The sequence below is a fragment of the Lactobacillus sp. HBUAS51381 genome (genome assembly GCF_012641095.1).
Classification (GTDB): domain Bacteria; phylum Bacillota; class Bacilli; order Lactobacillales; family Lactobacillaceae; genus Levilactobacillus.
Genome location: NZ_JAAVSC010000038.1, coordinates 1 through 21,827, shown reverse-complemented (window position 1 = coordinate 21,827; position 21,827 = coordinate 1). Strand labels below are relative to the sequence as shown.

The 21,827-nt window shown below is 51.0% G+C and carries 21 protein-coding genes; 3 read left to right on the top strand and 18 right to left on the bottom strand.

Annotation, left to right across the window (positions count from 1 at the left end; translation table 11 throughout):
• Window positions 1-99: 99 nt before the first annotated feature.
• Window positions 100-255 carry a helix-turn-helix domain-containing protein gene (locus HEQ50_RS13005; RefSeq protein ID WP_370520153.1) on the top strand — a complete coding sequence of 52 codons (156 nt, stop codon included), beginning with the start codon at window positions 100-102 and terminating at the stop codon, window positions 253-255.
• Window positions 256-319: 64 nt separating this feature from the next.
• On the opposite strand, the gene HEQ50_RS11010 is transcribed toward HEQ50_RS13005, so the two are convergent.
• The 17 genes from HEQ50_RS11010 to HEQ50_RS10930 all read right to left on the bottom strand — a co-directional run bounded on the left by HEQ50_RS11010 (window position 320) and on the right by HEQ50_RS10930 (window position 16,074).
• Window positions 320-961, bottom strand: a complete 642-nt coding sequence (locus HEQ50_RS11010; RefSeq protein WP_168900565.1) for a TIGR01906 family membrane protein — start codon at window positions 959-961, stop codon at window positions 320-322.
• Entirely contained in the window at window positions 954-1,748 is a 795-nt protein-coding gene (locus HEQ50_RS11005; protein WP_168900564.1) for a TIGR01457 family HAD-type hydrolase, read from the bottom strand. The genes HEQ50_RS11010 and HEQ50_RS11005 overlap by 8 nt, the downstream gene beginning before the upstream one ends.
• 12 nt (window positions 1,749-1,760) lie before the next feature.
• Window positions 1,761-2,456, bottom strand: coding sequence for a YutD family protein (locus HEQ50_RS11000; protein ID WP_168900563.1), 696 nt, complete (start codon window positions 2,454-2,456; stop codon window positions 1,761-1,763).
• A 5-nt stretch (window positions 2,457-2,461) separates the two neighbouring features.
• On the bottom strand, window positions 2,462-3,850 hold the full coding sequence (locus HEQ50_RS10995; protein ID WP_168900562.1) for a bifunctional UDP-sugar hydrolase/5'-nucleotidase: 1,389 nt from the start codon (window positions 3,848-3,850) through the stop codon (window positions 2,462-2,464).
• A 123-nt stretch (window positions 3,851-3,973) separates the two neighbouring features.
• Window positions 3,974-4,582 (bottom strand): metallophosphoesterase family protein, encoded by a 609-nt coding sequence (locus HEQ50_RS10990; protein WP_168900561.1) that lies wholly within the window; start codon window positions 4,580-4,582, stop codon window positions 3,974-3,976.
• A gap of 18 nt (window positions 4,583-4,600) precedes the next feature.
• Entirely contained in the window at window positions 4,601-5,449 is an 849-nt protein-coding gene (locus tag HEQ50_RS10985) for an aldo/keto reductase (protein WP_168900560.1), read from the bottom strand.
• Window positions 5,450-5,715: 266 nt separating this feature from the next.
• On the bottom strand, window positions 5,716-7,110 hold the full coding sequence (locus HEQ50_RS10980; RefSeq protein WP_168900559.1) for an amino acid permease: 1,395 nt from the start codon (window positions 7,108-7,110) through the stop codon (window positions 5,716-5,718).
• A gap of 202 nt (window positions 7,111-7,312) precedes the next feature.
• Window positions 7,313-8,503, bottom strand: coding sequence for an acetate/propionate family kinase (locus tag HEQ50_RS10975; RefSeq protein ID WP_168900558.1), 1,191 nt, complete (start codon window positions 8,501-8,503; stop codon window positions 7,313-7,315).
• Between the two features lie 16 nt (window positions 8,504-8,519).
• Window positions 8,520-9,539, bottom strand: coding sequence for a class I SAM-dependent methyltransferase (locus HEQ50_RS10970; protein ID WP_168900568.1), 1,020 nt, complete (start codon window positions 9,537-9,539; stop codon window positions 8,520-8,522).
• Between the two features lie 288 nt (window positions 9,540-9,827).
• Window positions 9,828-10,259, bottom strand: coding sequence for a prepilin-type N-terminal cleavage/methylation domain-containing protein (locus tag HEQ50_RS10965; protein ID WP_168900557.1), 432 nt, complete (start codon window positions 10,257-10,259; stop codon window positions 9,828-9,830).
• Window positions 10,252-10,467, bottom strand: a complete 216-nt coding sequence (locus HEQ50_RS10960) for a hypothetical protein (RefSeq protein WP_168900556.1) — start codon at window positions 10,465-10,467, stop codon at window positions 10,252-10,254. The genes HEQ50_RS10965 and HEQ50_RS10960 overlap by 8 nt, the downstream gene beginning before the upstream one ends.
• On the bottom strand, window positions 10,412-10,903 hold the full coding sequence (locus HEQ50_RS10955; protein ID WP_232842749.1) for a prepilin-type N-terminal cleavage/methylation domain-containing protein: 492 nt from the start codon (window positions 10,901-10,903) through the stop codon (window positions 10,412-10,414). The genes HEQ50_RS10960 and HEQ50_RS10955 overlap by 56 nt, the downstream gene beginning before the upstream one ends.
• The gene (locus HEQ50_RS10950) at window positions 10,881-11,180 is read right to left on the bottom strand and encodes a prepilin-type N-terminal cleavage/methylation domain-containing protein (protein ID WP_168900555.1); all 300 of its coding nucleotides are present in this window, start codon (window positions 11,178-11,180) and stop codon (window positions 10,881-10,883) included. Before HEQ50_RS10950 ends, HEQ50_RS10955 begins: the two co-directional genes overlap by 23 nt.
• Entirely contained in the window at window positions 11,177-12,232 is a 1,056-nt protein-coding gene (locus tag HEQ50_RS10945; protein ID WP_168900554.1) for a type II secretion system F family protein, read from the bottom strand. Before HEQ50_RS10945 ends, HEQ50_RS10950 begins: the two co-directional genes overlap by 4 nt.
• On the bottom strand, window positions 12,168-13,142 hold the full coding sequence (gene comGA / locus HEQ50_RS10940; protein WP_168900553.1) for a competence type IV pilus ATPase ComGA: 975 nt from the start codon (window positions 13,140-13,142) through the stop codon (window positions 12,168-12,170). The genes HEQ50_RS10945 and comGA overlap by 65 nt, the downstream gene beginning before the upstream one ends.
• A gap of 174 nt (window positions 13,143-13,316) precedes the next feature.
• Entirely contained in the window at window positions 13,317-15,056 is a 1,740-nt protein-coding gene (locus tag HEQ50_RS10935; protein ID WP_168900552.1) for a DUF262 domain-containing protein, read from the bottom strand.
• A gap of 280 nt (window positions 15,057-15,336) precedes the next feature.
• On the bottom strand, window positions 15,337-16,074 hold the full coding sequence (locus HEQ50_RS10930) for a YebC/PmpR family DNA-binding transcriptional regulator (protein ID WP_168900551.1): 738 nt from the start codon (window positions 16,072-16,074) through the stop codon (window positions 15,337-15,339).
• 299 nt (window positions 16,075-16,373) lie between these two features.
• Between HEQ50_RS10930 and HEQ50_RS10925 the strand changes: the two genes are divergently transcribed.
• Together HEQ50_RS10925 and HEQ50_RS10920 are read left to right on the top strand one after the other, a co-directional pair.
• Window positions 16,374-17,831, top strand: coding sequence for an ABC transporter substrate-binding protein/permease (locus tag HEQ50_RS10925; protein ID WP_370520152.1), 1,458 nt, complete (start codon window positions 16,374-16,376; stop codon window positions 17,829-17,831).
• Entirely contained in the window at window positions 17,824-18,564 is a 741-nt protein-coding gene (locus HEQ50_RS10920; protein ID WP_168900549.1) for an amino acid ABC transporter ATP-binding protein, read from the top strand. The genes HEQ50_RS10925 and HEQ50_RS10920 overlap by 8 nt, the downstream gene beginning before the upstream one ends.
• A gap of 329 nt (window positions 18,565-18,893) precedes the next feature.
• On the opposite strand, the gene HEQ50_RS10915 is transcribed toward HEQ50_RS10920, so the two are convergent.
• On the bottom strand, window positions 18,894-21,827 hold a 2,934-nt coding region (locus tag HEQ50_RS10915; RefSeq protein ID WP_168900548.1), incomplete at its 5' end, for an S-layer family protein.

The window sequence follows — 21,827 nt, the reverse complement described above, 5'->3', positions numbered from 1 at the left end:
CTTTTTTATACACTTTTTTTACTCTACACAGTATACAAAAATATCCGTTGCCAGTAATCAATTAAATTGATTACCAACAACAGATATTTTAGAACCAAAATGCGGGCGGTCCAACAACTCTTAATTACAACCGATCTTCCCATTGATACCGTTGCCACCAAAGTGGGTTACTCTGACGGTTATTATCTCAGCCGTAAATTCTCTGCGGTTATGCACACTACTCCCAGTGACTTTCGTCGTCACCACCAAATCTAAGTCCCCTCAAAAAAATCGCAACCAGCAAATTCTCTTGCCGATTGCGATTTTTTAGTTTGTCACTCTAATCCGGTTCCCCGGCGTGCTTAAAAGACTGTCGTCCCAACCAATACAACCACACCAAACCGGCTTCAAATAAGACAAAGGCCAGGATGAAGCAGTGGAGGAAGAATGTATCCGGTAAAGCGGTAATAATCGGGTCTAGACTCGGATCAAATAGCCAGTCGTTATTGCGGAACAGCAACTTATGAAAATCAATGAAGAAATCATTGAAGTCCACCGCCATAATCGCCGCCAATACCAGGGGCACAACTGTGGCCACCTGCATGGGGCGGATCAGCCGCCAACGTTCCTTCAGGCGTTTCAACCGTCGGAAGTACCAGACCGCCGGATAAAGACTAACCAGTAAGACGACGTTGTTCAGCAAAAATAAATTCTTCACGTCATGGAAGTGAATCATCCCCGTAAAGGACGTGGGAAAATCACTCATCTTCAGGTCGGTCACCCAAGGCAACTCCAGATAACCCAGCATTTGATAGTAGTTATGCATAATCTTACCGGGCGTCATTTGCACCGTGTGACTGATATTCAGCCAATGAATGTCTAATCGATACAGCCACACTGCGTTGATGGTCAAAAAGATACTCAGCGTCAGCAGACATAAGATCAGCGCCGTCAGCCCCACACCACGTTGCCACCTAGTCAATCGGCCCCACCTCGATATCCCAATGGGCAAGGTCAGGTACGGTATACGTTGGCTGAATCTGCTGCTGCGCAACCTGTTCCGGCGTCGAAACACCGGTGTACGTCAATAGGGTGTCCACCCCCGCACGAATACCGGCTAGGATGTCCGTTTGGTAATTATCCCCTACCATGAGTGCTTGGTCGGGCGCAATTCCCATCATCTCTAGGGAGTTCTGTAGAATAATCGGCTCCGGCTTCCCCACGAAGATCGGTTCCGTCTGGGTCGCATAGCGGACCAGATCGACTAGCGCGCCAGCCCCGGGCATCAACCCCCGGGCCTTCGGAATATTGGAGTCCGAATTGGTTCCGATAAAGGTCGACCCACTGCGAATGGCCAAAATGGCCTTAGCAAACTTTTCATACGTCACGTCGCTATCGAGACCCACCACGACATACTCGGGATGTTCTTCATCGACCGTGAACCCCTTGGCCGCCAGTGCTTGATTCAGCCCAATCTCGCCCACAACGTACACCGTCCGCTTACCCGTCTTGCCAGCGCGTTGATCCAAGAAATCCGCCGTCGCCAGCCCAGCCGTATAGACATTGTCCGTTGTCACGTGAATATCGTGGTTATCAGCCAAGTTGGCGACCACGTCCACGGGCAATTTCGTCGTATTGTTCGTCACAAATTTAAAGGGGATGTGGGCCGCCTGAATGCGTTCCACGAAGGCCCGGGCCTTCGGATAACGTTTACTACCCGCATACACCGTGCCGTCCAAGTCGATTAAATAGGCCTGATATTTTTTCATTGCAACTTCTCCCTAATTCTCTTTTTTCTGCCGAATGGTAAAGTGGCGCCGTCCCTGTCCGCCCGTCGCAACGGTCACCGTTTTGGCCGTTTCTTGCTTCGGTTGCGCAGTCGTTCGCCGTTCTTCCGTGTACGGGTGATTACTATTTCGATGCCGCGAATGCCGGGAACGCCGCCGATGATTGCCGTTACCCGTTGTTGGCTTGCCAGTGGTCGTCGCCGTCTTCTCGGCATTTTGACGCTTCGTTTGCGTCTGCGACTTGCCAGTTGGCTGTCCCTGTTGCGTCGTCTTGTTATTATTTCGACGCCGGGAACGACTCCGCCGGGGCTTTGGCGCCGCCTTGACGTCTAGGTTGTGCAGAATAAAGTAGGCACACCCAAAGTTACAGGATTCATAGAGGTAATCCTGTACGGCATCAATCTGATTTTGCTTGGCGCCAGCCCGATCTTCGGCATAGAATCCCTTCAGCCGTAACTGTTCGAATCCCCAGTCCCCGACAATGTAATCAAACTTACTCAAAATTGTACTAAACCGGCGTGAAAACTCAGCGAAGTCAAAGCCGTCGCGGACGTTCGCCACCACCTCATAGGGGTGACCATTGATGGTCAGGTGGGTATCATCCACACGGACGACCTCCGCTGCCGGCTCTCGGTTTTCTCGTTGTTCGGCAACCAGTGCTTCTAAATCTTTGCGATCCACCGTCGTCATCCTCTCTACTCTTGATTTAAGGGATAGTGGTCGCCGAGATACTGGGCGAACACTTCCCGCAATAGGTCTTGGTATAAAATATGATTCTTGCCCACGATCGAAATCGTTGGAAAGAATGGAATAAATAAGTAATGGTCCAACACCGCAATCTTATATTGACGATTGGGTGAAAGTGGCTCACCACGCCACGTCACCGCATGCGTCTGCGGATCATAGGCAATTCCCAGATAATTGAGCTCCCCGAAAATTTTCCCACGAAAGCCCATGCCTTTTTGATGGAAATGCCGCAAAAATAACCGGGCCAATTCGAATTCCTGGATTAATCGCCAGAGGTTGTACCCACTCAAGGTCACCGTCATGACGTGCATATTGTGCGGCAAGATCTGGTGTAGCTGATTTTGATTGACCACGCCACGCGGCAAGTCTTCCAGAAACAGGCCCGCGTTTAAAATGGCGGCTTGCGTCCCCGCATACTCCGCGATCGCGTGTAATCCCTCACGGACTAACCGCGGCTGACCGGTCAGATCGGCCTCCATAGACACCGGCAGATCGGCCACACGCTGTTCGGACAAGATATCCGTTCCCAGGTCGCGAAGCCCCTGAATCTCTGCGGCATCCCCCGGATCTTCAGGCAACGTTGCCGTCTCAACGACGCTGGCGGTTGCGGCCTTAACGTGGTGCCGATCATCAACCGTCACCTCAATCTTACCCACGTAACGCCCAAATTTTCCAGCGGCGGCCAACAGACTGTGATTGTCCTGCTCACCATTCACGAATAGATGATGGGTGTGACTACCAATGATGACGTTGACTCGCGGGTAACGCTTGGCAATCTGGCGGTCCACATCCACCCCTAGATGGGAAAGCAGGACACAGACATCAAAATCGCCAGCGTACGTCGTCAAAAGAGCGGTCAGGGCCCGATCGACCCCAATGGGCGCCCACCCAGCCAACGGATACGTCAGTTGGTACGGTGCCGTCAGTCCCAAGACGAGAACCCGAGTACCCGCCGAAGTCGTTAGAATACGGTGATCGACCGCCCATTTCGGTTGTTCATGGGTATCCGCGGTGACCAGATTCCCCAGCACAACCGGAAAATTGGCGTAATCGTACAGGTGGTCCAACTGAGCGCGCATGTAACTCAGGCCTTCGTTGTTCCCAATAGTCACCGCATCATAGCCAATCTGGTTCATCAATTCGACGTTTTTCTGCCCGTTCGTCGCCTCCGTCACCGGATGTTCACGGTCCATGTTATCTCCCAGATCAAAGGTATACACCGTGTGACCGGCAGCCTGAGCACTTGCCTTTGCGGCGGCCAAATACCGCCGAATCCGGGGCCAATTCTCAAAGTGAGAATGGAGGTCATTTGTATGCAGGATGGTCAACTGTTCCATGTTCTCTTAACTCCTCTTAACACTGTGTCTAATCCTACGGCATCAAGGGCTCGCGGTCAAGCGCAAGACGGTGGATTCCCCCAAGGAACAATCACAGCCAAGGGTGTCGGCTAACAACCACGCTTACTGCTTGTCGCTGAACTCCTTGGCCTTGCCCACGACCATCTCTTCAATCTCACTGGTCGAAAATGGCGTGCCAAATGGAATAGCCGTTTTGAGGTAACGCGTCTCCGGCGTGTCTACCCCCACATTGATGTTTTCCTTAACCGGCACGGCATAATGGTGAATATGTCCGTGAAGATTAATAATCTGATTCACTATCCCCAGCATCATGGGATAATGCGTCATATAATACTGCCGGTGGTCATACTTAATCAGGGCACCCACGTCATGGAAGGCATACTTTGGCTGCCCGTGATCCACCGGATTGTGCGCAGCCAAGTACTTGAAGAGTGCCCGACTATCGTGATTGCCCTTGATGAGCTCCAGATGCCCATTCAGTTGTGAGAGGACATTGGCCACTGCCTCATCGGATTTAACGGCCGGTCGTGTGAAATACAGGGCGATGTCGCCCAAATGGTAAACCGTATCCGTCGGGGTTACCCGCGCATTCCAGTGATCAATAATGGTTTGATTCATCTCCTCGACGGTGGCAAACGGCCGGGGCGCAAAGTCATTCATGCCGAGTAAATCTTTGTGAAAGAAATGCGTGTCTGACGTGAAATATTGCATAGCGTTACTCCTTCATCGTTAAATAATATCGAGACGTTCCTTATGGGTTGGCCGCGGAAATTGTTGGTCTAAGGCGGCCAATTCTGCTGGCAAGAGTTCCAAATCGCCAGCAGCCAAGTTCTGTTCCATGTGGGCCACCGAGCTCGTCTGCGGAATGGCCAAGACTTGTGGTTGACGGATCACCCAAGCCAGTAGCACTTGATAAACGCTGGCTTGATGCGCCACGGCAATGTCTTTAACCGTCGCATTGGTCGTGAGTTGCTGGCCCCAAGAATCCCCCTGCGCAATCGGTGAATAGGCAATCAACGGCAACTGATGGTCTTTTTGCCACGGCAAAACCGCGTAATCTAAGCCCCGACTGCCCAAATGATAGAGATCTTCGTTAGCCGCCGCCTGATCGCCACCGGGCAGTTGCCACAACTCTTTTAGATCAGCGATGTCAAAATTCGAGACGCCCCATGCCCGAATCTTACCGGTCTGCTGTAACCGTTGGAGTTCAGCAACCGTTTCGGCCAAGGGGACATTGCCTCGCCAGTGATAGAGGTACAGGTCCAAGTAATCGGTCTGCAGGCGTTGCAAGCTGGCGTCCAGACTGGATGCCATGCGCTGACGAGACGCGTTCTCCGGCAACACCTTGGAAATCAGGAATAAATCCTCTCGTTGATAGGGCTTCAGCGCCGCCCCAACCAGGGTCTCCGCGCGCCCGGAGCCATACATTTCGGCCGTATCAATCACCCGCGCACCAGCAGCAATTCCGGCTTGGATCGCCGCAATCTCACTCTCTCGTTGTGCGGGCCGGTCACCCATGTGCCAAGTTCCAATCCCAATCGCAGGGACCACTCGACCAGCAATTTTGACTTGTTTCATCTTAACACCTCATTTAATTTTGTCTGCCGTTACCCGCGAATCGGATAACGAACGCCGTAAACAAACACTACTTCCATCCTAGCACTTCACGGCTAATTTCGCTGACTCGGCTCTCGTGAAACGCGCATTTGTCCCGTGACCTTAAACAGGATTGGGACAATTTAAGTTCAGAGACACAAAGAGTCTGGGTGTTCTATCCCAGACTCTTCCCATTATTCTATTTATTCCCCGGTGCAACGCGAATCTAGGGACAACTGGTCTGCCAATTATTTATCAGAATCCATCACACTCGTCGCCTGACGATCCCGCAGTCGCTTGCCTAAACTCAAGCCAACCAACCAGACGATTGACCCGACCAACGCGATCAACGTGTCCACCCGGAAGAGGAGCACAACGGCAACCATGCCCAGAAAGGCCAGGATAAAGTAATCACTCAGAGGGAAGAATGGCATCTTGAATTCGCCATTCTGCCGTTCCAAGGCCGTCTGTTGCCGCTTGAACTTGATGTGAGCAACCACGATGGCACTCCAGATGAAGAGGAAGCAGGTCGTCGCGACACTGGAAACAAAGGCGAAGACGTGTCCCGGAATGATCAGGTTCAAGAACACCGACACGGCAATGATGAGCGTTGAGAACCGCAGGGCCCGGGTTGGAACTTGTGCCCGCGATAAGGTACCCATATGCTTGGCAAAACGCCCATGACCACCATACGTCAGTGAGAAGAGCATTCGGCCGGTCGTAAACAGTGAACTATTGCAGGCCGATGCCGCAGCGGTCAAGACCACGAAGTTAATCACGGCAGCCGCTGACTGAATACCGACGTTCTTAAAGACCTGAACAAATGGACTACTGGTCGGTGAAACGGCTTGCCACGGGTAGATACACATCAATGCTAGCAAGGAGCCCAGGTAAAAGAGAATAATCCGAATAGGAATCTCATTAATCGCCTTAGGCAAAACCTTCTTGGGATTAGCCGTCTCGGACGCGGTCATCCCGACCATTTCAATCCCGACAAAGCTAAAGAGAACCATTTGGAAGGACAAGAAGAAGCCCTTCGCCCCGTTGGCAAAGAAACCACCGGTCGCCAAGTTGGTGACGCTGGCGTGCCCGGCCGGCGTTGGGAAGTGCACCGCTACCATGTAGGCCCCGGCTAGGATTAACGCCACGATTGCCACAATCTTGATAATGGCAAACCAGAATTCCGTTTCACCAAAGGCGCTGACCGTGACTGAATTCAGGGCCAGTAAGATGGCCAGTAAGGTCAAGGCCGTCACCCAGGCCGGTAAATGTGGGAACCAAAAGTGCATGTATTGCCCAGCGGCGGTAACCTCGGCCATGGCAATGGTGATCCAGCAGATCCAATAGGTCCAGCCGGCCACGAAACTCATATTTTCACCTAAATAGCGCTTAATAAAATCAATGTAGGAGTGGACGCCGAGGTCAGACAGTAAGAGTTCCCCGAGTGCTCGCATCAGCAGGAAGCACATGAGCCCCGTCACCAAGTAAGCCAAAATGATCGATGGCCCAGCCAGATGAATGGACTGGCCGGCACCTAAGAAGAGTCCAGTCCCGATTGTTCCCCCAAGAGCAATCAGTTGGACGTGCCGGCTTTGCAATCCCCGCGAAAATTCCTGGTTATTATTCGATTGACTTTCTTTCATCTTAATCGCCCCTTTGTTGAAATATATTATACACATCTGAATGGGTGATGCCAGTACCAGTGCTGGTTAGTTTGACTAACTAAACAGCGCTGAAGCCCGCCATGAAAGAACATCGTTCAACTTAAAACCATTTACGTGATAATTATTCACCTTTAGTTGAAGAAAACATCCCGCCCTATTTGACGAGATGTTTTCGCTAAACCTATTTACGTAACCGTTCGATATCCCGAACAATCATTAATTCTTCATCGGTTGGAATCAAGAGGGTCTTGATCTTAGAACCGGCAGCACTTAAGTCCCGTTCAACCCCACGAATATCGTTCTTTTCTGGGTCAACGGCAATGCCAAAGTAGTTCAGTTTGTCGGCAACTTCTTGACGGATCATAATGTCATTTTCACCAACACCGGCCGTGAAGACGATGGCATCAGCACCACCCAATTCAGCGAGGTAAGCCCCAACGTAACGCACGATCCGGTTAATGAACATGTCCCGGGCCAACTTCGCACGGTGGTTCTTATCCTGAACGGCTTCTAGTTCACGCATATCTGCGGAAACGCCAGAAACACCGACCAAGCCGGACTTCTTGTTTAAGATGTTGATCATGTCGCTTGGCTTGTCGATATTGAGCTTTTCCATCAGGTAGGCCACTAAGGATGCGTCGATATCCCCAGAACGCGTTGCCATTTCGATTCCGGCCAGTGGCGTGAAGCCCATGGAGGTATCGTATGACTTCCCATTCTTGATTGCGGTAATCGACCCACCAGCACCAATGTGGAGCGTGATGAGCTTCAAGTCTTCTAACGGCTTGCCGAGCATTGCTGCAGCACGGTGGGCAACATACCGGTGACTGGTCCCATGAGCCCCATACTTCCGGGCCCCATACTTTTCGTAGTATTCATAAGGGATAGCGTACATATAGTTCACTTCTGGCATCGTCGTGTGGAAGGACGTATCAAAGACCGCCACACTTAAAACATTAGGCAAAATCTTTCTGAACGCTTCGATTCCCATAGCGGCGGCTGGGTTGTGTAGTGGTGCATATTCAGCCAAGTCCTTGATCTTCTGTAAAACATCGTCATCAATCACGGCGGAGTCCTTGAACTCTTCACCACCGGCAACGACCCGGTGACCAATCCCAGTAATTTCGTTGAAGTCCGTGATGATCTTCAATTCGGTCAGTTGATCCAACATTAATTGGATGGCTTCCTTGTGATCGTTCACATCTTCATGCGTCTTGTATTTCTCGCCATCGCCATACTTGATTTCAACTAAAGAGTTACCCAGACCAATCCGGTCAATGGCCCCTTCAGCGATGACGTTTTCTTCTGGCATTTGGAATAACTTGAACTTTAACGTAGAACTTCCGGCGTTAATTGCTAATGATTTTCCCATTTGGTAATTTCTCCTTTTATGAGCGGTCCGTCAGCAGGTTTTGCTCTTCCCATTGGACGATCTCCGCAACAAACTTTTGAAATGCTGATTGTTCTTTAAATGATGGGAACTCACCCAACATTACCTGTTCAACCTGCTTTGCGCCAGCGCCCGGCTTCTGAAGAATCAGAATCGCCTTTTGCGCGTTGACATTCATAAAGAGCTCACTTGGAAGGTTCAACAAGCCCTGCAAGTAAGCGTTGCCAGCCAGCCATTTTAACAGACCCTTGGCTTCCTTGGTCTGAAAGAGCTGCGAAGGTACCAAGAAGACACCCACGCCACCCGGCTTTAACTGATTGAGCGCTTGCTCCAACAACAAATGATGCACGAACGAATGACCTTCCGCCGCTCGCGTCTGATAATTAGTCGCGTTCGCATCAATCGGGTAATAGCCAATTGGTAAATCCGCCACAATCAAATCGCTTGCGGGCACCAACAACTGTTCCAGCGCATCCTGATGAATGAGTTCGATTGGGAGTCGCTGGAGATCACTAGACGTTTGGGCAATGGCCAACATCGTATCATCATTGTCCACACCGTACGCCTTGATCTTGCCATCGACCACGGTCTTTAACTGCGAGAGCACGGCCGTTAAGAGATTCCCCGTGCCGACCGTCAAATCAGTCACGACCAGCTCGGACTTTCCCTTCTCTAATCGTGTCACCAGGTACCCCATAATATAGGCAATCGTATCCGGCGTCAGTTGGTGATTGGCTTGAATTTCATCCACCCGAATCGCTTTGAGCATGACCAATTGAATTGCTCGGCGAACCGTTTCGGCATCGTCACTTTGCCAGTCGACCTGGGCGTACAGCGCGGTTAACTTCGCTGCGGTCTCCTCATCGGGCTGACCATCTTCCACCTGAACTTGTCCATTGAGCAGATTATCTCCCGTCTCAATAAATGCGTCCAGGTAAGATGTGCTTAGCGCCGTCTGCAAGGTTGTGGTCGACTCGTCCAAAACCTTGAAGAGCGCTTCAGTCTGTTCTTGTGACAGTACGCTTCGCCTCCTTGTGAAATTTGCATGACTCAACGTTTCCGTTATCTATACTACCGATTTTTTAAGTGTTATTCAAGCAATCTTTCCGGTTAATCTCCGGGTTTTACCGTTCCGGCAGCCGCCTAATGGCTTGATGTGGCGTTCGTATGGTTCGTTCTATTTGTGAAGTCGAACGATTATAAGCTTTTATCAGTTCAAGGGTCGATTGTTGGCGCGCCGATTGCTCGGCTAAAACTAATAATAGAACTAAACTAACGCTCGCCAAAAGGAACAGCGCCCACAGCGTTAGGAAACCGTGCCGCGTAAATCGAGAATTGTGGTTTGCCAAGGCAATCGCTCCTGTTTAAGTCGTAGTTGTACCAGGCCAGGATACTTGGTTGCTCGCCATTGGACGGTCGTCACGTGCCGTAACAGTGGATAATACCCCTGATGATCGGCGTTAGTCAGCCGCAAAACGTGTTTGGCATCGACCCAGACGGCCACGGGCTTATCGTGCTGACGAGTATCGACAAGGTTTAGCTGTTGACGGTCAATACTAACGGCGCGGTATCGCCCGGGTTGTTCAAGGGCCCTGACCGCCTGATACCACGCAATGGGATCGTGCCTGAGCGGCCGTAAAACTTGCCGATCGGCCCCGCTGGCCAACACAAACATTCCCGTGGCGATGATCAAGGCCATCAACGCTTCAATTAATGTAAATCCCTGGCGCTTAACCATTGGCTGTCGCCCAAGTTAATAGGGCCCGATCGTGGCGAGCACGCACCTGCCGAAGCTTTGCCGTCCGGATCTGCTCCTGACGTTGCGTAACGCTTAACGCCTGTTGGGCCATGATGAAGGTCAACGCGACAATACCTAACGCCAAAAGGGCATCAGGGAGGAGCCAGCCGTGCCGCCGGCTGGCGACGAATCTTCGTTGCTTCCACATAGATTAAGGCGCCTCCCAACTGAAAAGTCTGATACCACCAAACGCGGTGGGTGGTGCTATACCATTCCATGGTAAAGGCCGCGGAGTTGCCCAGCGGTGAGATGCTCCAGCCGGTCTTGCCGTCGACCCATTTGAGCCCGGGTGGCGGCGTCAACCGACGAAAGACGCGCCGGGGCTGTCCTGAAGCCAAGGTGACCTCCCCCGTTTGCCGGTCCACAAAGATACCGACCGTCTCGTGGCGGGCCAAGGCGACTTGCCGACCGGCCGTCCACAACTGTTGCCAGGCGGGCCAAAAGGCTTGTTCCGCCGCTGCCCGCCGCTGAGCCACCGCTTGGAAACCAACCAGCGTGGCCAGTCCCGCCACGATTAGGAGGACCACCACCGTCTCGTAGAGGGTGAACCCGTGTCGGAGACTAATTGTTCGGCCGTTCATCATGGATTTTAATGCCCTCCTGTTTGGCCTGTTTCACCTGCTGAGCGGTCAAATATCGTCCCTCCTCCAACGCCGCGTACGTCACATGTTCGGCGGACTGATGGTCCTCTAGATAGGCCGTCACCTGCCCCTGCACCACCGTTTCCATCGCGTGCTGGTGAATCCCACTGGCCCGATGCCGTTGCCCGTTAAGGTTGGGTAAAATGATCAGCACCAGCAACGAAATGATGAAAAGCACGATGGTCATTTCAACTAGGGTAAAACCGTGCCGTTTACTCATTGATAGACTCCTTGTAGATTGGCATACATCGGCAACAAGAGGCTGAGATACGCCCCAACAATCAGCAGGGCCACGACCGTCAGTAAGATGGGCTGTACCAACGCCAAGCCCTGTTCGGTTAGGCGGACCAACTCGCGATACCGGAGCTGGCTATAGGCCGCCAGCTCCCGGGCCAACTGGTCACGCGTCTGGCCCTTTTGCAGCAAAATAATGAGTTGACTGGGAATGAACGGTTGCCGGCGCAACCACCCGACCGGTAAGTCACCGGCCTGAAGTTGCTGGGCCAAGGTATCGGCCAACTGATGAAGGAGCGCACTCTCCGGTAATTGTTGGAGCACCGTCAGCATTTGCTTAACGCTCAAGCCACTCGCCAGCAATTGGCCGAGATTGGCGCTCAGGTAGTACGCGTAGTAAGCACGAAAGATGCGCCCCACCACCGGCCAACGCAAGTACCACCCGGCTAGTTTTAGACGGGTCTGCTGCCGCCACCAACGCCAGACACCATAGCTCCCCAACAGGCTGCCACAGCCGAGGCCGACTTCTAAATAGAGGTGACCCCACCGTCCCACCGGAGCCGACTGCGCGACAATTTCCTGCTGTAGCTGCGGGAGCACACCAAACTTTAACGTGATTAGCAAGCCCACCATTCCCACCAGGAGCCCCAATGGGTACATGAGTAGCTGCACGAGACGTTTACGCTGACTGGCCATCAGGCCTAATAGGGTCGCGCTTCGTTGCAAAGCTTCCGCCAGATCGCCATGGGCGGTCGTCGCCTGCAATTGAAAATAAACATTAGCCTGCAAATAAGGCTCTAAACAGGAGACAAACGCCCGGCCACGCAACAGTTGGTCCTCGATGGCCGCTACACTCCGTGGCAACCCGCTCCCGGCCAGCTGACTAAAACGTAACGCCTGCCGCAACGAAAAACCGCTCCCTAATTGATCGGCCAAGAGCTGACAAAATTGCTGTTGTGTGGCCCACGACCACCTACCCCGCTCGGAACTGCCGGGCCGTTTCCAATGAAATAACTTGCTGCTGACTGGCTTGTTCAAGGGTGCTGCGCCACCTTTCCGTGGTTGTCCGTGTGGTCTGCCATAGTGCCTGATCCGTCAAAATATCCAGTAAGACCGCCGGCGTCCGTGAAACTCGGGGAATCAATCGCTGATAACAGCTGGCCGTGAGCACTTGGCGGAGGTGCGCTAACGACACACCCAACTCCGCCAGTCGTGAGACGCTCCCACTAGCCGTCTGGGCGTGAATCGTACTCAAGACCAGATGGCCACTGAGGGCGGCACGAACGGCGGCCTGGGCCGTCAATTGATCACGAATCTCCCCGATGATGAAGACGTCCGGGCGGTGACGCAGGCCGACCTTGAGCAAGGCCTCGTAGCTCATCCCCGCCGCGGCATTCACCTGCAATTGAATGAAGCTGTCCGTTTTAATCTCCACCGGGTCTTCAATCGTCAATACGGTGGCGGTCGTGGCTAGCCGGCTGGCAATCGTATACATCGTGGTCGTCTTGCCCGATCCGGTGGGCCCCGCAAACAAGAGCAGTCCCCGTTTGGCGGCGAGGTGGTCGAGCTGGCCCGGTTGCGTCTGATCCAAGTAGGCCATCTGCCCGGTGTGGTAGGGATAAATCACCCGAATGACCAGCGATTCCCGACCGGCGTAATCCCCCACTGTGGAAAATCGGAGTTCCAGAGGGGGCTCGCCCGGCCAGGTCAAAGCCCCGACCTGTGGCCGTCGATTCTCGCTCACCGCCATGTTGGCCTGAAATTTAAGATACGTAATCACCTGGGATCCCAGCTTGGCCGTAATGCGACGCCAAACCGAGACGGCTCCCAACTGACGTAATCGAATCTGATAGCCCGTCTTTTCCGGTAAAATGTAGACATCACTGATCCGCTGTTGGACGGCCGCCACCAGCAGTTCACTAACAAAATCCTTAATCACACGCGTCATCTCCTGCCCTTTTCACTTAACTCCGGGAAAGAGACGGCTTTATTTTTTTATTTTCCAATTTTTCTGTCTATCGACGCCTTCGTTCCATCAAAAAATAAGCTGAGGATAGTTTTATCCTCAACTTATCCATGTTTAGTCCGAATTTTGGTCGTACTTATTAGTCGTTTAACCCGCTCACCAAATCAATACGACATCCTCCGCGAAATCTTTCTGTCTTTGCTTGATATCATTGATAGACCACGTTCCTGCCGTGAGTTTTCGTGCTAATACCTGATTTCCCTGCAAGTTCGATTGACGTAACTGCTCCGCCACTTGGGCTACATCCTTAAACTGCGTGGGAACTAGCCTCTTTTCCAAAATACTCCAATTGCCAATGTAAGTCTGATACTCATCGATCTCGTCGGCAGTACTAATCTGAATGAGTTGGTAATTGTCATCATCGAATGCTTTTTGATACCAGCCCTCTGCAAAATCATCGAAATGCGTTTCATAGAGTTCTGCCAGCAGATAGACTAGCGTCCACTTCTTGGCTCCCCGAAGGCCACCGTCCTTGCTGAGTACGCTAAACGCCATTTTAGTGGCTTCACTAGATTTTTCGAGACGTTGTTTCATCGCGTCAATAATCGCGTCAACCCCCGTATACTCCAGCGACCAGATCTTCTTAGCGATTTCAGAAAAGCCACTCTCCAGCTTATTGGTGCCGTCGTTAATAATCGTCCGATGGCGAATGAAGACCGCCACCATCTTATTAACGACCTTCAAGATATCTTTTTCCGAATAATTACAGTGGTACAAAGCAACCACAACCGGATAGTAGAGTTTGACATTCAATCTCGAAAAAACGTCTAGTCGATGGGTAATGCCAGCGTTCTTAAAAAATGTGGCGTGAACCTTAGGTGATACCGGACTTTCAAGTACCGTATACAAATCAACCAAGCCGTCTAAGTCTTTCAAGAATATTCGGGCTTGATTAACGTCTGTCACCTTGTCGCTGACTGCACGATATAGTTTGGCTTCCGAGACAATCCGATACTGAGCCGCCCAGTACGTGCGGATAAAGCGGGTAATTCGTTTGCTACTGGTATCCAACTTAGCCGTAATTCGTCGCCATATCTCGTTAGCTTCCTTGATATGCTCATGCCCCATCAAGGACATGAGGTGATTCTTGATAATATCAGAAGCTTTCAGATCCTTTCCGCGACTATTGAGCGTTTCAAAGATCGTAAACGCATCCTGAAGGCTAGGCGCTGAAATCATGACGAGGTAAAAGTTATTCACGAACTGATCGTAAATATTTTGTAGCTTATTAATCTGATCACGGATACTGGCTTCGGGCTTTAAGATCTCCTGAACCCTCCGATACATGTCTTGATAGGCTTTTTGCATGTTCTTCATGGGATCAGACGAAACGCGATCATTGCGCGCCGTTATACTCCCATGCGTCAGATCAAAGAAATATTCCTGGAGACTCGCTCCTTCGCCCAACTGCACGACCAGAGACGCCTGTTGACCTTTACCACCGCCAATATTCGCATCAGCCTGTTTGCCAATCAGTCGTAAATCATCCCCACTATCCAGATTTACATCCGCAACGTTCTGCCGAAAGTGTTCCCGATACATTTCCCGTGAGATATCCCGAATCACAGCGAGAAAGATATTACTCGTTGTCAGTCGTTGCTGCCCATCGATAATTTCCTGTTCTTCATGACTATTCTTATAGGTCACAATCTGACCAAAGAAATGACTCCGACGCTCACCATCGATTAGGTCCTTTAAATCCTCCCAAAAATCTTCAACCTCATTTTGACCCCAAGCATAATTCCGCTGATATTCAGGGACAACAAAACTATTTTCACTGAACAAGCCACCGATTCTAAAACGTGACGGTTGTGGCAGATCTACCTGTGCGCTCATTTTCTACCTCATATCTGTAATTTTTGTCAGGAGTGCCCTTGTGTTGTATCGTCTATTTTGATTATTTATTATACTGGATACCCCCCACTAGGAAAACATATACTGGCAAAACAAGGGATAGCTTTAGAATCCCTTAAACATCTATAAAAATATTGATCTTGGACCACAACCTAGGCACCAACATGGCCTATATTCTAAATCATTAATTCCATACAAAAACCCGCTACCAGACAACGCCTGGTAGCGGGTTCATTGACTCACATTATTGGGTTAAAAACGCTTATTCAACGTTTTCAGGTAAGACGGCTGCTTCGTAAATATCGGAAACATCGTCGTTGTTTTCCAGTTCGTCAATCAAGCCTTCGTATTGAGAAGCCTTGGCTTCTGGTACTTCGGTTGTGTTTTGTGGGAACATCCGAACTTCGGCGGTGTCCAACTTGTAGCCCTTGTCTTGTAAAGCATCACGCACTGCGACTTCGCTCGAAGGATCCGTGTAAATCTTGAATTCTTCATCCGTGGTTTCCATGTCGTCCGCCCCGGCGTCTAAAGCATCCATCAACATCGTATCTTCATCCGTATCCAAGCCATCACGCAGGATTACAATGTAACCCTTCCGGTCGAACATGTATGAAACGGAACCCGCTGCACCAAGTGAGCCACCATGGTGCGTGAAGGCAGAACGAACAGCCGCAGCCGTCCGGTTCTTGTTATCCGTCAAAGCAGCAACCATGATCGCTGTCCCTGCTGGACCGTAACCTTCGTAGGTGATTTCTTCGAACTTAGCGCCACCAACACCAGAGGCCTTATCTAAAGCCCGCTTGATGTTGTCCTTAGGCATGTTAGCTGCCCGCGCCTTGTCCATTTCCAAACGAAGTTGAGGGTTACCGTCGGGATCAGGACCACCTGCTTTTGCAGCTTGGTACAAATCACGTGAGATTTTTTGGAAGATTTTTCCACGCTTTGCATCCTGAGCATTTTTCCGGCCCTGGATGTTATGCCATTTAGAATGTCCTGACATCGTAACTCCTCTTTTCTAAAATTTTATTGATATATCCGTCTAAAACAGACACTATACATGTTAGCACTTACTCCCCGTTCAATCAATTACTAAGCGTCCAAAAGCGCCTTATTCAATGAAAATGTATAAATATTTTGTCGTTTCCCTTTAAACTGGGAATGGAAGCGAATTTTAATTGAATAATTTATGTATAAAAACAAATTTATCAAAATAAAACTTGTATAAATACACGAGACCGGCTATACTCAAGTACATCATCACAGATAGAGGAGCAAGCCATTATGAAAAATAAATTAATTATGGTCATCGCACTGCTGATGGCACTGGTTGCCGGTTGGACGGCCACCACAACAACCGCACAAGCGGCCACCGACAACTCGTTGGCCAAGGTTCAAAAGAAGGGAACGCTGGTCATGGGGACTTCACCCGACTATCCACCTTATGAATTTCAGGCGACCGTTCACGGCAAGAGTCAAGTTGTCGGCATGGATGTCGCCGTGGGGAAGAAGATTGCGAAAGACATGGGCGTCAAGCTCGTCGTCAAGTCGATGTCCTTTGACTCCCTATTAGTCGCCCTACAGACGGGTAAGGTGGACATGGTCATTTCCGGGATGAACCCCACGCCCGCTCGGCGGAAGAACGTTGACTTCACCCATACCTACTATCAAGGTGGGTACAGCATCGTCATCAACAAGAGTGACAAGGGTATCTATAAAGATAAGGATTCATTCGTGGGCAAAACCATCGGTGCCCAAACCGGTTCTACGATGTACAACGAATCTAAGAAACAGACCAGCGGCACGACCGTTAAGGGAATGACGTCCGTTTCCGACTTAATCCTGGGTCTGCAAAGTCACAAGCTCCAAGGGGTTGCGATGGAAAAGCCATCCGCTCAAGCCTACGTCGCTAACAACAAAGAATTAGCCATGATTCCAAGTAAATTCAACTTAAGTGCATCCGATACCAGTGCCTCCGTGGCCTTTGCTAAAGGATCCGGCACTCTAGTCGCTGCAGCCAACAAGTCCGTGGATCAGATTAGAAAACAAAATCTGGTCAACAAGGACTACCTCCCCGCTGCTGGGAAATACTTAAAGACCAACACCGTCAACACCAGCATGTTCCACTATTGGAAGGCCTTCCTGAAAGGGATCGAATACACCTTAATCATCACGGTATGTTCCGTTTTCTTCGGGTTTATTCTCGGCGTCTTATTGTCACTGGCACGGATGGCCCACGGCGGCGTCTTCGCCACGGCCTTACGGTGGTTAGCCACGGCCTATGTTGAATTCATTCGGGGCACACCAATGATGGTTCAAGTCATGTTTGTCTACTTTGGCTTGGGCTTAATCGTTAACCTCCCAGCGTTAACCTCCGGGATTATTGCGATCTCACTAAACTCTGGGGCCTACATCGCCGAATACATTCGGGGCGGGATTAATTCCGTGGACAAGGGCCAAACCGAAGCCGCACGGAGCCTTGGGATGACCAGTGGCTACACCCTGCGTTATGTCGTCCTACCGCAAGCGATAAAGAACATTTGGCCATCACTGGGGAACGAATTTATTACCTTGATTAAGGATAGTTCCATCGTTTCCATCATTGGGGTCTCCGAACTGATCTTCCAAAGCAACATCGTTCGGTCCGATACCTACAGAGGGGTCGCCCCTATCGCCGTTATCATGGTACTTTACTTCATCATGACCTTCACGGCTTCACGGATTCTAAACCACTTCGAAAGGAAGATGCAACATGACTAAACCCATTATTGAGGTCAAGGACCTCGCCAAGAACTTTGGTGATAACCAAGTCTTAAAGAATATTTCCGAACAAGTGAATCCGGGTCAGGTTATCGTCGTTATCGGCCCTTCCGGTGGTGGGAAGAGTACCTTTCTACGGTGCTTGAACCTGCTAGAAACGCCAACCAGCGGCGAAGTCGATTTTGATGGTCAAGATTTAACCACGCTGGATACTAAGAAGGTTAATACCTTGCGGGAACAAATGGGGATGGTGTTCCAAAACTTCAACCTCTTCCCCAACATGACTGTCCTAGAAAATATTAAATTAGCACCCATGAAGGTCAAGGGCATCAGTGACGCCGATGCGACGAAACGGGCCCACGAACTTCTCCAACAAGTGAACCTGGATGATCACGCCGACGCCTTCCCCACCAGTCTTTCCGGTGGTCAGGCGCAACGGGTGGCGATTGCCCGCGCACTTGCCATGGATCCCAAGGTTATGTTGTTCGACGAACCGACCTCTGCGTTGGACCCAGAGATGGTTGGCGAAGTGTTAAACGTTATGCAAGACCTCGCGCAACAAGGGATGACCATGGTCGTGGTTACGCACGAAATGGGCTTTGCTAAGTCCGTGGCCGATCGCGTCTGGTTCATGGCCGATGGCTATATTCAAGAAAACAACACGCCCGAAGAATTTTTCAGCAATCCTCAAACGGAACGGGCGCAAGACTTCTTATCCAAGATTCTGATGTAAGACCAACTTAAAAGAACTTTCGTTTTGGCGGGCTACTCTATTTTGAGCGGCCCGCCTTTTTGCCCCCCCTACTCTTACCAATGTTTTTTTCTCAGTTTTTGTTGCGGAACACCCACCGATTTAACTGACTCTTTAACTTTAGCTGAGGCTGGACTTAGATCTGAACTGGTCGTTAAAACTTGGCTAAATCCATGCTAGATCACTCATTCTCCTTGAACTACTCCCTAAACCAGCACAAATAGAGGCCCGAATCAACGGTCGGGCCTCTATTTACAGGACATTTACGTTTTAAAAATCTCAACAATGGTGAAACAACTCACCAAGAAGCTCTAGTCTTGCCGGCGCTTCCGGAAACCGAGGAGACCTAAGCCACCTAGAATCAGTCCCAGAATGGACCAGCCGGACGTGTGTGCCTCATTGGTCTGTGGTAATGTTGTCGCCTGCTGAGCTACCTTATGATCCACTGGTGCCATCTTATGGGCCACTGGTATCGTCTTAGACGACGTGACCATCTGCGTATCGTGTCCAGAGTGCTGGGCAACTGCGACTGATTGTGCGGCCGTTCGCGGCGTACCAGATTTGCCCGTTTGGATGTGGGCTCCGGCACCACTCGTCACGAGACGTTGTGGCACCCGCGTAGCCGTCGTAATCGTCACATCAATGCCCGGCCGAACCTGTGCGCCAGTCCCACCATCACTAATGATCTCGTGATCGATGTTGTCGGGATCCTTCGGCGTCGAAGGATCAGTTGGCTTGGTTGGGTCTGTTGGGCCTGTTGGATCAGTTGGATCGGTGGGTTCCACGGGGTCGGTGCCACCGGAATTACCGCCATCGCCGTTACCGCCAGTGGTCTTCGCCACCACGGTCAACGTTACGGTCACCGGCTGGGCGTTACCATAGCTCAGCGTCACCTGATACTGACCCGGTTGCGTCAAATCGGCGTTACCGAGGTCCAACGTAATCTGATCGCTGGCTACCGGTTGGGCGTTACCATCCGTGGCAGCCGCCTTAAAGTCGGCCGCGGTTGGGGCGGCATCCCCCACCGTCATCGTGTAATCGCTCCCCGTCAAGGTATCAGCGGCCGCGGTAATCGTCAAACTTCCCAGCTCAGACGTGTCCACTTTGTAGTTGGCATTCAACTGATCCGCATTCAGAATATAGAGATAGGTGCCTACGCCATTTCCTGGTTCCCGCGTTACCGTCAAACCCGAATCGGTAATCGAGTTGCCACTGCCATCTACGACGGTGAGAGTCGCAACGGGTTCCTTCGTCCCAACGACCATTGTCTGACTTCCCACCGTTACCTTCAGTGGTAGCTTCGTAATCGTTAAGGCGCCAATTGACTCGTTCCCCAGCGTGTAATTACCGCTCAAGCCAGACACGTGATAGGCGTACGTTCCGGCATTATCTCCGGCATCACGCGTCACCGTCAAACCTGAGTCGGTCACGACATTACCATTGGCATCCGTCACCGTTAGGATAGGTGTCGGCTCCTGGCCACCGTAAACCATGGTCTGGTCAGGAACACTCACATTGAGCGTAGCTGGCGTAATCGTCAACTTCCCAATTGACTCATTGTCAGACGTGTAATTACCGTTCAAACCAGACACATGATAGGCATACTCTCCGACATTATCTCCGGCATCGCGCGTCACCGTCAAACCTGAGTCGGTCACAACATTACCATTGGCATCCGTCACTGTTAGGACGGGCGTCGGCTCTTGGCCTCCGTAAACCATAGTCTGGTCAGGAACACTCACGTTGAGCGTAGCCGGCGTAATCGTCAATGTTCCAATTGACTCGTTACCCAGCGTGTAATTGTCGCTCAATCCAGATACTTGATAGGCATACTCTCCGACATTATCTCCAGCGTCTCGCGTCACCGTCAGGCCCGAATCGGTAATAATATTACCGTTCGCATCCGTCACTGTAAGCGTTGGTGTTGGCTCCTGACTACCGTAAACCATGGTCTGGTCAGGAACATTTACGTTGAGAACAGCCGGCGTAATCGTCAACTTCCCAATTGACTCATTGTCAGACGTGTAATTACCGTTCAAACCAGACACGTGATAAGCATACTCTCCAACATTATCTCCGGCATCGCGCGTCACCGTCAGGCCCGAATCGGTAATAATATTACCGTTCGCATCCGTCACTGTGAGCGTTGGTGTCGGTTCTTGTCCACCGTAAACCATGGTCTGGTTGGCAACCGTTACGTTGAGAGCGGCCTTCGTAATCGTCAATGTCCCAATTGACTCGTTACTCAGTGTGTAGTTACTATTCAACTGGTTCGTATTCAGGACGTACTGGTAGGTGCCAACCGTATTACCCGGTTTACGCGTCACCGTCAGTCCCGAGTCGGTCACGACATTACCGTTCGCATCAGTTACTGTAAGCGTTGGCGTTGGTTCTTGTCCACCGTAAACCATGGTTTGGTTAGCAACTGCTACATTAAGAGCAGCCTTGGCAATCGTTAGGATTCCCAGATCCGGATCATCCACTTTATAATTAGCGTTCAACTGATCCGTATTCAAGAGATAGTGATAGGTGTCCGCTGTATTACCCGGTTCACGCGTCACCGTCAAACCTGAATCAGTCACGATATTACCATTGGCATCGGTCACCGTAAGCGTTGGTGTTGGTTCTTGACCACCATAAACCATGGTTTGGTTGGCAACCGTTACGTTAAGCGCGGCCGGCGTAATCGTCAATGTCCCAATTGACTCGTTGCCCAGCGTGTAGTTGCTGTTCAATCCAGACACGTGATAGGCATACTCTCCGGCATTATCTCCAGCGTCTCGTGTCACCGTCAAACCTGAATCGGTCACGACATTACCATTGGCATCGGTCACTGTTAATGTAGGCGTTGGCTCCTGGCCACCGTAAACCATGGTCTGATCAGGAACATTCACGTTGAGCGTAGCCGGCGTAATCGTCAATGTCCCAATTGACTCGCTACCCAGTGTGTAATTGTCGCTCAATCCAGATACTTGATAGGCATACTCGCCAACATTATCTCCGGCAACCCGCGTCACCGTTAAACCTGAGTCGGTCACAACATTACCATTGGCATCGGTTACTGTAAGCGTTGGTGTTGGCTCCTGGCCACCGTAAACCATGGTTTGGTCAGGAACACTCACGTTAAGCGCGGCCTGCGTAATCGTCAATGTCCCAATCGACTCGTTACCCAGTGTGTAGTTGCTGTTTAATCCAGACACGTGATAGGCATACTCTCCGGCATTATCTCCGGCATCTCGCGTCAC